Origin of the sequence: Apilactobacillus kunkeei DSM 12361 = ATCC 700308 (genome assembly GCF_001281265.1) — a bacterium.
GTDB lineage: Bacteria > Bacillota > Bacilli > Lactobacillales > Lactobacillaceae > Apilactobacillus > Apilactobacillus kunkeei.
The window spans coordinates 1-12,289 of record NZ_JXDB01000002.1; the positions used below are offsets into that span (position 1 = coordinate 1).

The 12,289-nt window shown below is 35.3% G+C and carries 9 protein-coding genes and 1 rRNA gene; 7 read left to right on the forward strand and 3 right to left on the reverse strand.

What is annotated here, in order from left to right:
• Window positions 1–90: ribosomal RNA gene (gene rrf, locus RZ79_RS00395) — 5S ribosomal RNA — on the forward strand; the annotation flags it as partial.
• A 304-nt stretch (window positions 91–394) separates the two neighbouring features.
• Entirely contained in the window at window positions 395–1,666 is a 1,272-nt protein-coding gene (locus RZ79_RS00400; RefSeq protein ID WP_054449528.1) for a cation:dicarboxylate symporter family transporter, read from the forward strand.
• A gap of 35 nt (window positions 1,667–1,701) precedes the next feature.
• Here RZ79_RS00400 and carB read toward each other — a convergent pair whose 3' ends face one another.
• Together carB and RZ79_RS00410 are read right to left on the reverse strand one after the other, a co-directional pair.
• Window positions 1,702–4,761, reverse strand: coding sequence for a carbamoyl-phosphate synthase large subunit (carB, locus tag RZ79_RS00405; protein ID WP_054449529.1), 3,060 nt, complete (start codon window positions 4,759–4,761; stop codon window positions 1,702–1,704).
• Window positions 4,754–5,827, reverse strand: coding sequence for a carbamoyl phosphate synthase small subunit (locus tag RZ79_RS00410; RefSeq protein ID WP_054449668.1), 1,074 nt, complete (start codon window positions 5,825–5,827; stop codon window positions 4,754–4,756). The genes carB and RZ79_RS00410 overlap by 8 nt, the downstream gene beginning before the upstream one ends.
• Window positions 5,828–6,430: 603 nt before the next feature.
• On the opposite strand from RZ79_RS00410, the gene argC reads away from it, so the two are divergent.
• From argC to argF, 5 genes are read left to right on the forward strand one after another with little or no spacing between them, the layout of a single operon-like run.
• A complete protein-coding gene (gene argC / locus RZ79_RS00415; RefSeq protein ID WP_054449530.1) occupies window positions 6,431–7,459 on the forward strand; it encodes an N-acetyl-gamma-glutamyl-phosphate reductase in 1,029 nt (342 codons plus the stop codon).
• Between the two features lie 12 nt (window positions 7,460–7,471).
• Window positions 7,472–8,662, forward strand: coding sequence for a bifunctional glutamate N-acetyltransferase/amino-acid acetyltransferase ArgJ (argJ, locus tag RZ79_RS00420; protein ID WP_054449531.1), 1,191 nt, complete (start codon window positions 7,472–7,474; stop codon window positions 8,660–8,662).
• A 5-nt stretch (window positions 8,663–8,667) separates the two neighbouring features.
• Entirely contained in the window at window positions 8,668–9,393 is a 726-nt protein-coding gene (gene argB, locus RZ79_RS00425; RefSeq protein ID WP_054449532.1) for an acetylglutamate kinase, read from the forward strand.
• 12 nt (window positions 9,394–9,405) lie between these two features.
• Window positions 9,406–10,554: an acetylornithine transaminase gene (locus tag RZ79_RS00430; protein WP_054449533.1), complete on the forward strand. Its 1,149-nt coding sequence runs from the start codon at window positions 9,406–9,408 to the stop codon at window positions 10,552–10,554.
• Entirely contained in the window at window positions 10,548–11,567 is a 1,020-nt protein-coding gene (gene argF / locus RZ79_RS00435; RefSeq protein WP_054449534.1) for an ornithine carbamoyltransferase, read from the forward strand. The genes RZ79_RS00430 and argF overlap by 7 nt, the downstream gene beginning before the upstream one ends.
• A gap of 40 nt (window positions 11,568–11,607) precedes the next feature.
• Here argF and RZ79_RS00440 read toward each other — a convergent pair whose 3' ends face one another.
• A complete protein-coding gene (locus tag RZ79_RS00440; protein WP_054449535.1) occupies window positions 11,608–12,153 on the reverse strand; it encodes a hypothetical protein in 546 nt (181 codons plus the stop codon).
• Window positions 12,154–12,289 lie beyond the last annotated feature (136 nt).

Genomic DNA, 12,289 nt, shown 5'->3' on the forward strand with positions numbered 1-12,289 from the left:
CCTGTTCCCATGCCGAACACAGAAGTTAAGCTTCTAAACGCCGATAGTAGTTGAGGGATCGCCCTCTGCAAGGGTAGGAAGTCGCCGCGCAATTTATAAAAGGGTTACCGTTTGGTAACTCTTTTTTTGTACATTCAAAACGATAGATTACTTTTTATGATAAAATTAAAGAGGTGTGCTGATTAAACTTGGTTAACTACAGGATTTAAATGGAAATGGAGATATTTCGTTAAATCAAGTGCATGCCATAATGTTACTATCTGAATTACTATCGTAAAACTATATAAAATAGTTTGTTTTTTCGTTATTTAGGTACGTTTTCATTATTAACCGGGGATATTATTCGTGATTTGTGATAAAATTATACTAATACATATTAAGGAGAGGCTTCGTAATGAAGAAATTTAAGATAACACTAGGATGGCAAATCATGATTGGTTTGATTTTAGGTATCATCCTAGGTCTAGTGTTCTACAAGAATGCTACCGCAATTACTGCAATGCAAAGTATTGGTACAATGTTCATTCGTTTGATTCAAATGATTGTTGTTCCAATCGTTGTTTCATGTTTAACTGTTGGTATTGCTAACATTGGTGATATCCATAAGTTAGGACGTATCGGTGGAAAGACTATTCTATACTTTGAAATAATGACAACCATCGCCATTGTTTTAGGTTTAGTTGTTGGTAACGTCTTCCATCCTGGTGACTTCATTAACGTGCATTCATTACACGCTACTGATATTACCCAATACATGACTACCGCAAAGACTGCTAACCATACCGGTATCTGGGGTACATTGATTAACCTGATCCCTGTAAATGTATTTAACTCAATTGCTTCTGGTGATATGATGCCAATCATCGTATTCTCAGTATTCTTTGGGTTAGGTACTGCTGCAGTTGGTGAAAAGGGTAAGATTATCGTTGATTTCTTAAACTCGGTATCACAAGTTATGTTCAAGATTACTGGTTGGATTATGAAGTTATCTCCAATCGGTGTTTGTGCATTAATCGGAGTTACCTTAGCTGAACTAGGTGTTTCTGCATTAGCTCCTCTAAGTTACTTCGTTTTATTAACTTACCTAACAATGATGGTATTTGTACTTGTTGTAATGGGATTAGCTGCAAGAATCTTTGGTTTCAAGATTATTGATCTTCTAAAGGTTGTTAAGGAAGAAGCTATATTAGCATTTTCAACTGCTAGTTCTGAAGCTGCACTACCAAGAAGTATCGACAAAATGACTAAATTTGGGGTGAGCCCATCAATCGTTTCATTTGTAATCCCAACTGGTTATACATTTAACCTTGATGGTTCAGCAATTTACCAATCACTTGCTGCATTGTTCCTAGCTCAAGCTTATGGAATTCACTTAAGTATTGGTCAACAACTTACTTTATTAGTTGCCCTAATGATCACTTCAAAGGGTATGGCCGGTGTTCCTGGTGCATCATTCGTTGTTCTATTAGCGACTGTTTCAACTGTTGGAATTCCAGTTTCTGGTCTAACGTTCATTGCCGGAATTGACCGTTTCATCGATATGGCCAGAACAGCGGTAAACGTTATTGGTAACTCATTGGCAACAGTTATTATTGGTAAGTCTGAAAAAGAATTTGATCCTGCAAAGGAAGAGAAATATTTAAAATCAATCGGAATCCATAAATAAGAAAAAGACCTAATCCATTTGGATTAGGTCTTTTTTTATATCTTTTCTACCTTCAAGTCGTCGCTTTTTAATGATTGAATAAATGCATTTGCAGTATCGATAGATGTAAATAAGGGAATCGATAAGGAAGTTGCGACTTTGTTTATTTGATGATTTTCTGCGGTGTTAATTATTAAATCAACATTTTCTTCTGTAATCTGTTCTGGTTTCATATTTACGATATTAAAATTAAAAGTATTTAATCCTTTAACCAACCCCTCGTTTTGTTCTTCTTCGCGTTGACTTAGCTTCAATAAGACATTGCTATTTGGTTTGATGTTTATACCGGCAGCGGAAAATGACTTTGCCAAAGCCGAATTATAGTTAATTGCAGAACCCATAACCTCACCGGTCGACTTCATTTCTGGACTAAGATTGGCATCCGCACCAGATAGCTTATTAAAGCTAAATACGGGTGACTTTACTGATACTAAATTAGTTGGAGTAATCATTCCGGTTTCATATCCAAATGATGATAATGGTTTATTCAAAATCGCGTTGGTTGCTAAGCTCACAATAGGAACATCTGTTACTTTCGATAAGAATGGTACGGTTCTAGATGCTCGTTGGTTTACTTCGATTACATATACTTGGTTATTTGAAATGATGAATTGAATATTCATCAAACCAATTGTTTTTAGTTTTTTGGCTAACTTAGTCGCAATAGCCACAATTTCTTTTTGAATATTGGGTGAAATATTTTGAGGTGGATATACAGCCATTGAATCACCAGAGTGGACTCCTGAACTTTCGACATGTTCAATAATTCCTGGAATAACAACTGTTTCTCCATCAGAGATTATATCCACTTCGGCTTCTGTTCCATATAGATATGAATCAATTAAAACGGGGTGCTGATGCGAAACATTCACAGCTGTTTGCATGTAGTTAAGCAATTCATCGTTATTATGGACTATTTTCATGGCTTTTCCACCAATTACGTATGAAGGACGTAATAAGACCGGATATGTCATTTTCTCTGTAGCTTGAATGGCTTCATCAATACTTTCCACTGAAGTTCCATACGGCTGCTTGATATTTAGACTTTTGATAACGTGACTAAACAATTCACGATCCTCGCTGATATTAATATCTTTTACAGTTGTCCCTAACACATTAACACCTAATTTAGATAAGTCTTCTGCAAGGTTGATGGCAGTTTGACCACCAAATTGAAGAATTACACCAGCAGGCTTTTCAAGATTGATCACATTCATGACATCTTCGATGGTTAAAGGTTCGAAGTATAACTTATCTGAAATCGAGAAATCTGTTGATACAGTTTCTGGATTGGAATTAATTACGATTGATTCATATCCGGCCTGTTTTACTGCGAAGATGGAATGGACTGTGGCGTAGTCAAATTCGACACCTTGACCGATTCTAATGGGGCCAGAACCAACGATTAAGATGGACTTTTTATTACTGGGTTTTGATTCATTAGTTTGACCAAATGTACTGTAATAATAAGGAGTAGTGGAATCAAATTCTCCAGCAGAAGTATCAACCATTTTAAAGCTAGCTATAATATTATTTTTTACTCTGGTGTCATACACATCTTTTTCACTACATTTCCAAGCGTTTGCAATTTGTTGATCTGAAAATCCAAATTGTTTAGCTATCTTCAAAGAATCAATGGATTGATTTTCTTTAAGTTCATCGTTAATTTCAACAATATGTTGCATCTTATATAAGAAAAATTGGTTAATTTGAGTGATGTTATGAATATCTTCAACACTGATATGACGATTAAGTAATTCAAAGATTTGGAACAAACGCTGTTCAGTGGGTGTCGCTATGTTTTCTAATAACTGATTGGTTGAGTTTTTAGTCAAATCATGTTTTTTTCCATCTTCTAAGGAACGAATAGCTTTTAATAGTGATGACTCAAAGTTTCTCCCGATGGCCATAACTTCTCCAGTAGCCTTCATTTGAGTGCCAAGTGAATTATCGATATTGGTAAATTTATCGAATGGTAAACGGGGAATTTTTGTCACTATATAATCAAGTGCGGGTTCAAATTCTGCAAGTGATTTTCCAGTTAGAGGGTTGGTGATTTCATCTAATGACATTCCAACAGCAATCTTCGCAGATATTTTAGCGATTGGATATCCGGTTGCTTTAGATGCTAGGGCGGATGAACGAGAGACACGTGGATTAACTTCGATAATGAAGTAATCACCACTTTTTTGATCAATAGCCATTTGAATATTTACTCCACCCTCGATGTCTAGAGCACGAATAATTTTTAGTGCTGCATCTCTTAATGATTGATAGTCTTTATCAGATAGTGTTTGAGTAGGTGATACAACAATTGAATCACCAGTATGGACACCAACAGGATCAACGTTTTCCATCGAACAAACAATTAATGCGTTGTCCTTGGCATCACGCATAACTTCGAATTCGATTTCCTTATATCCAGCAATCGATTTCTCTACTAAAACTTGAGTAACTGGTGACATTTCTAGTCCATTGCTCACAATAGCTTCTAATTCTGCATTGTTATGAACAAAACCACCACCGGTCCCACCTAATGTGTAGGCAGGACGAATGACTAATGGATAGCCAATCTTCACTGCTAATTTTTTTGCATCTTCTAAACTGTTGGCAATGGTTGATTCTGGTACTGGTTCATCCAATTCATTCATTAGTTGTTTAAAGAGTTCACGATCTTCGGCTTTTTCAATTGATTGTAGTTTGGTTCCGAGAAGCTCAATACCGTATTTTTTCAAGATTCCTGCGTCAGCTAAATTCTTAGCCATGTTTAAACCAGTTTGCCCACCTAATGTTGGAAGGAGGGCATCGGGTAGTTCTTTCTTGATAATCTTTTCGACTGAATCAATTGTGATGGGTTCAATATAGACCTCGTCGGCAATATCTTTATCAGTCATGATAGTGGCAGGATTAGAATTAACCAGTACGACCTCGTAACCTTCTTCTTTTAATGACAAACATGCTTGGGAACCCGAATAGTCAAATTCAGCAGCTTGACCAATGACAATCGGACCAGATCCAATTACTAGTATTTTATGAATGTCTGTATTTTTACTCATTTGTAATAACCCCCTTTTGGTTAATCATGTTGAAAAATTTATGAAATATGAAGAGTGCATCGTGTGGTCCTGGAGATGCGTCTGGATGGAATTGAACAGAAAAAGCATTATGATTCTTAACTTTAATTCCTTCAATAGTATGGTCGTTGACTTCTTCAAATATTACCTCGACATTAGAGCCGGGAATTGATTCTGGTAATAACGCATATCCATGATTTTGAGAGGTGAAGTAACATTTTCCAGTCGATAGGTTCTTAACAGCGTGATTAAAACCACGATGACCGAACTTCATTTTGAATGTTTTTGCGCCATTAGCTAACCCCAATAACTGATTTCCTAAACAAATTCCCATGATGGGATAGACCTCTTGTAGTTCTTCAATAACGTCAATCTTATCAATCATCTTAGCTGGATCACCAGGTCCGTTAGATAAGACGATACCATCTGGATTAATATCTTTGATTTTTTTGGCTGATACGTCAGCAGGAAAAATGTAAACATCTGCATTTAAGTTCAATAATTCGGATACGATTGAGTTCTTGATACCATAGTCAATAACCGCTACTTTGGGTCCATCACCTTCGATGTGATTAATATCCTTGGTTGAATGATTTGCAAATGATAAGGGTTTGTCTAAAAGTTCTTGAATTGTTTTATCTTTTGGATTGTCTGTGATAACTCCTTTGATGCATCCGTTTTGACGAATCTCCTTAGTTAATTCACGCGTATCAATTCCTTCAATCATTGGAATGTCAAACTTTTCTGCGTATTGATAAAGTGACATTTTGCTACGGTAGTTACTGGGATGTTTAGCAATGTCATATGCGATTATCCCGGATATACATGGTGTGTCTTTTTCGTTGTCTTCGAAATTGATGCCATAGTTGCCGATAAGCGGGTATGTAAAAACCATGATTTGTCCATAGTAACTTGGATCAGTGATGGTTTCTTGGTAACCAGTCATACCAGTGCTAAATACCACTTCACCGGCTGTTGCTGTTGGTTTAATCTTTGAATATCCTTGATAAATTGATCCATTGCTTAGTACTAAATAAGTTTTCATAATAATTACCTCCAAATTTTGGTAAATAAAAAAGGCTGATCAACATTGCGATCAACCTTATGTTCTGAATACCTTTCATCATATTCATAAATAAGTCAATCGACGGTAAAAAAAGAACTTATTTTGCATTATGTGAAAAGTATCCAGTGATTCATATTCGGATTAAAAAAAGGACCCGCAGATAAATTTCAGCATAACTCAAAATTTATTTCTGCCGTCCCTCGACTAAATTGCTATTTGATTAAAAATTGCACCTAAAAGTTGGGGACGGCACAATACGTGTCCTCCTCAATGCATTGTATTCAGTTAGTGTATTATTTGATTTGTTGTTCATAACACTCACCGCTTTTAAATTATTTGTTTTCGTTGAAATCAATTTAACATAACTAAAAAATTAAAACAAGATTAAATTAAAATTAAAAAATAAGTTTGCAAAACAAAAAAGTTGTGCTATTGTAATTTGCAAGATGTTAGAGAAACATCAAAAAATTATAAAAGGGTGATTATCATGACAAAACAAAACTTAAACCAAAGGCGACGTAGCAACGTTTTTTCAACAGGAACAGTGTCTAAAAAATTGAACTTATCGAAAGGACTGTCTTTATTATGCAAGTCGCAATTATTGGAATTACCGGATACGCCGGATCAACTTTATACGAATTATTAAAAAAACATTCTCAAGTAAATCAAATTAATCTATACGGACATAATTTGTCCAAACCAACTCAGTTAAACCAAATTAATGATGAATTTTCATACGATCAACATTTAGTCTTTCCTTATGACGAAAATGTCATTATCAAAGACAATGATGCGGTCTTTTTTGCAACTCCTGCAGGGGTAACATCAAAGATTGCTAAACCCTTTATAAAAGCCGATTTACCGGTTATTGATTTGTCGGGTGATTACAGATTAAAAGATCCTGACGAATACACTAAGTGGTATCAAAAAGATGCCGCTTCGCTTGCAGAGTTACAAAAGGCACAATACTGCTTAGCAGACATTGACGACAACCCAAAAGCAAAATATATTGCTAATCCAGGGTGTTATGCTACCGCTGTGCTATTAGGGTTGGCACCGGTAGTTATGGAAGATTTGATCGATTTAGATAGCATTGTAGTTGATGCGAAGTCAGGTTTATCAGGAGCTGGAAAGTCACTTAGTGATTCCAGTCATTTTGTCATGGCTAATGAAAACTTACAAGTTTACAAACCCCACGAACACAAACATATTCCAGAAATTGTCCAAAAACTACAATTCTGGAATGAAAACGTTAAAAACATTGAATTCATGACCACCTTGGTTCCTTTAAATAAAGGAATAATGTGCACCATGTTTATGAAATTAAAATCAAATATTGAAATGGATAAAGTCCAACATGCATTCGATTCATTATATGCGAACAGTTCGTTTGTTCACGTATCAATGGATGAGTTGCCAACTATCAAGAGCGTAGTCGGTACAAACGAGTGTCATGTTGGACTTTCTTTTAATTCCAGTAACAACACGTTAATGATTGTCAGTGTCATCGATAACATGATTAAGGGTGCTGCTGGACAAGCAATTCAAAACTTTAATCATCTGTTTAATTTTGATGAAAATGACGGATTAGAACTAATGCACGTATTACCATAGGAGGAACTAACAATGAAAACAATCAACTTTAAATGGCCAAAAAATATTAAATCTGGATCAACTCACGCTGGATTCAAAGAGGATGGAAAATTAGATATGTGTTGGATAGTATCTAATACGCCAGCTGCGGCAGCTGGTGTATATACAACAAATCAATTCAAGGCAGCTCCCGTTCAAGTAACGAAGAAAACAATTGATTTAAAACACGAACTACAGGCAATTATTGTCAATTCTGGTAATGCCAACTCATTTACCGGCGATGAGGGTATTCAAAATGTTTATGATTCTAAAAAATTAGTTGCCGATAAGTTACACCTAGATGAAAGCTTGATAGGTGTTGCATCGACTGGAATAATCGGTAAACAACTAGATATGGATACATACCAAGAAGGTGTAGATAATTTAAAACTTAGTGAGGGAGATATAGACGCCCCAGAAGCGATTATTACGACTGACACCTGTTCTAAAAAGGTATGTGTAGAAGTGATACTAAATGACCAACCAGTTACTATTACCGGTTTTTCAAAGGGATCAGGTATGATTCATCCAAACATGGGAACTACATTGAGTTTTATCGTCACAGACGCAAACATCGATGGGGATGATCTTCAAAATTTATTAAGTGAAGACATCATCTCAACATTTAACCAAATCACCGTTGATGGATGTATGTCCACTAATGATATGGTTTTATCTATGGCAAATGGTTCTGCCAGCGAAGATAAATTAGTTCCTGGAACTGATGAATATATAGAGTTCGCTAAGAGTTTCAAATATGTATTGGAAACTCTTGCAAAAAAAGTAGCTCAAGATGGTGAAGGCGCAAATAATTTTGTTGAAGTGAATGTTAACAGCGCGTTTGATAAACAGGAGGCTAACCTAGTTTCTAAGGCAATTGTTGGTTCTAACTTGGTCAAATCAATGATTTTTGGTAAAGAGGCCAATTGGGGAAGAATTGTGCAGGCAATCGGTCAAACTCATGCCCACGTTGATCCTAACCATGTCACAATTAGTCTAAATGGCACCGAAATTGTTACTAACAGTGAACCGGTTTCCTTTACTGATAAGGAATTGAAGTCATTGTTTACAGATGAACATATTATTATTGACGTTGACTTAAACGTTGGCAATGCTAGTGGAACTGCATGGGGATGTGATTTAACCTACAAGTACGTTGAGATTAACGCAGCTTATGAGGGGTGATTAATATGATTATTTTAAAGATTGGTGGAAATATGATTAATCATTTACCTGATGGTTTTTTCGAATATGTTGCTGAAAAGCAAGGTGCAGGTGAACACATCATCATTGTTCACGGAGGTGGCAACATCATCTCAAAATGTGGCGAGTTTGTTGGTGAGCCGGTCAAAAAAATTGATGGCATTAGAGTCACTAATTCAACAATGATGAAAATTTCGGATTTATTGTTGAACAATGTTATCCAAGAACAACTTAGCAAGAAGTTAATGAACCATGGTATAGCGACTCATAATCTAAATAGTTATGATTACTCATTTGTTAAGGGCAATTATTTAGACCATGATAAATATGGTGAGGTTGGAACAATAAGTCACATTGATACGGATTGGATTAATAAGATGACTGATAACTATGTTGGTTTAATGTCTTCAATCGTTTATAAAAATGATACCGAAAAATTAAACGTTAATGCAGATATTGCTGCAAGTGAAATGGCCTCATTACTGCGTGCGGATGAACTAATTCTATTAACCGATGTTTGTGGTGTAAAGGTCGAAGATCGAATACTAGAACAATTGAACCATAAACAAGCTTTGAAATTAATTGATGAACAATACATTGTCAGCGGAATGATACCCAAGGTTAAAGCCGCTTTGGATGCAATTGATCATGGTGTAGACAATGTCACAATTACTAATAACTTAGATGAACACGGAACAGTAATTATTAATTAGGGGATGAAAATGATGAAAAATGTATTACCAACTTATAAATATTTTGATATTGATCCAATGGATGGAAATGACTGTCACATTATTGATTCTACTGGCAAAGAATATGTCGACTTTACTAGTGGGATAGGAGTGTGCAACTTAGGATATAGTAATGAAGAGGTTAAAACAGCGGTAGGAGAACAACTCAATCATATATGGCACACTTCAAATCTATATATTAATTCGTTGCAAGATAAAGTAGCTGGAAAATTATGTCCGAAAGGATATCTTGCATTTTTATGTAATTCCGGAACGGAAGCTAATGAAGCAGCGTTTAAGATTGCTCGTAAATATACCCATAAGAAAAAAGTACTCGCATTCAATTTTGGGTTCCATGGTCGTACTTATGGATCGTTATCACTAACCGGATATGAGGCCATTCAAAGTGGTTTTACCCCATTGGTTCCTGGTAGTGAGTTTGCTGAATACAATGACGATAAGGCGCTTGATTTTATTGATAATGACTGTGCAGCAGTCATCTTAGAAGTAATCCAAGGAGAAGGTGGCGTCAATGTTGGTAAGACGGAATGGTTAAATAAAATCGAAGCAAAATGTCACCAAACAAATACATTATTAATAGTTGATGAAGTGCAAACAGGTATGGGACGTACGGGATACAAGTTTGCGTTTGAATATGCTGGATTGCATCCAGATATTATTACTTGTGCAAAAGGACTAGGTAATGGACTTCCAGTTGGTGCGATGTTGGCGAAAAAAGAATTAGCTTCATCGTTTGGTCCTGGAAGTCATGGTAATACGTTTGGTGGAAATAAGGTTGTAATGGCGGCGGCTAATGCCGTTTTAAATCAAATGACGCCAGAGTTTTTAGATGAAGTTAAAGCCAAGGGTGAATTTTTATTCCAAGAATTAAGTACACAATTACTTTCACTTCCAAATGTTGAAAAAATTTCTGGTCGTGGACTAATGGTCGGAATACATTTATCTGATTCAATCGACGTCGCAGCAGTAATTAAAAAGCTTCAATCAAACGGAATGCTAACGATTTCGGCACGTGCCAATACATTGCGTTTATTACCACCATTAATCATGGATAAAAAGACTCTTCAATGGGGAGTGCAACAAATTAAAGATGTTTTGGAAAAGGAAGTGGCATCATGTTAAATAATATTTTTTACGGTAGAAGTTTACTAAATATTGATGATTTTTCAGCAGATGAGATTAACTATTTAATCGATTTTGCCATTCATTTAAAATATTTGAAACAACATAATATTAAACACGAATTTTTATCGGGTAAGAACATAGCGTTGTTATTTGAAAAGCCATCAACCAGAACTCGTTCATCATTTGTGATTGCCATTAATGATTTGGGTGGTCATTCAGAGTATTTAGGGACTAATGATATCCATTTTGGTGATGAGGAATCGGTATCTGATACAGCTAAGGTGTTGGGATCGATGTATGATGGAATCGAATTTCGTGGTTTTAAGCAACAAGACGTTGAAACATTAGCTGAATATAGTGGTGTTCCCGTATGGAATGGACTAACTGATGATAGTCATCCGACCCAAATGTTGGCTGATTTTATGACCATGAAAGAAAAGTTTGGTAAATTAGAAGGCCTCACGCTAACTTATGTTGGGGATGGTAGAAATAATATGGCTAACTCATTATTAATTACCGCTGCTTTATTGGGCGTGAATGTGCATATTGTAGCCCCTAAAACATTATTCCCATCTAAGCAAAATCAAGAACTAGCAAAAAAATATGCTAAGGACTCAGGTGCTAAAGTTCTAATCACAGATGATGTCGATGAAGGGGTTAAAGGTTCCAATGTTTTATATACGGATGTTTGGGTCTCAATGGGTGAAGATAATTGGGATGAAAGAATTCAATTATTAAAACCATATCAGGTTAATATGGAAATGATTGAAAAGACTGGGATGAATGAAGAAGAAATTATTTTTATGCATTGCTTACCATCTTTTCATGACAATAAGACTACTAAAGGGCAATATATTGAAGAAAAATATGGTCTAAACGCGTTGGAAGTTAGTGATGATGTATTTAATAGTAAATATGCTTGGCAGTTCATAGAGGCGGAAAATCGGATGCATTCAATTAAAGCAATTGTGGCTGCAACTTTAGGAAACTTGTTTATTCCAAAAGCGTAAATAAAAAAAGACCGGATCAATATGATTCGGTCTTTTTTTATTATTTAAATGGCTTAAAACCACCTGTGTTCCATTGCCAACCAATACTCTTTAAGAATTTGTTGGCATCATACTTACTACTAGTTAGAACGTGTTTTTGAAAGATAACTTTCTTAGTTCCAATAGTTCTGTATCTTCGAATATTTGTAGCGTTGGTAAATAAGATCTTTTTTTGATGTGATTTGAAATAATAGTTTTTGCCAGATTTATGATATGCGACTTGATTGTAAAAATCATTTCCTGCTAGTGGAGCTTCATTCTTCTTGAAGTTAATTTTCCCATGTACTAATTGACCAAAGTAAAGGTTCTTCTTTCCAAAGTATACATACCACATAAGTTTATAGTATGTATAAGGATTTTTAGTAGTGTAATATGACTTACCTTGAAGTTCCTTTGGAACACCGACAGTCCATTTATATGTCTTAGCCGCATGACTCTTAGTACTTGCGAAGGCTGTATGTTCATGACTGGTAGTGAAGCCAGCAAAAACGAATAATGCAATAGTTAAAATAATAGCTAAAAATGATGATTTATAATTAATCTTCATTATGATTCCCCCCTTATTCATATATTAATATATACTAATAATTGTATAAATACAATTTTAATATACTGAAGAGGTCATAAATAAAAGGACTGAATTTTATTTTCAGTCCTTCTATGTTTTAATACAAGAAAAGAGA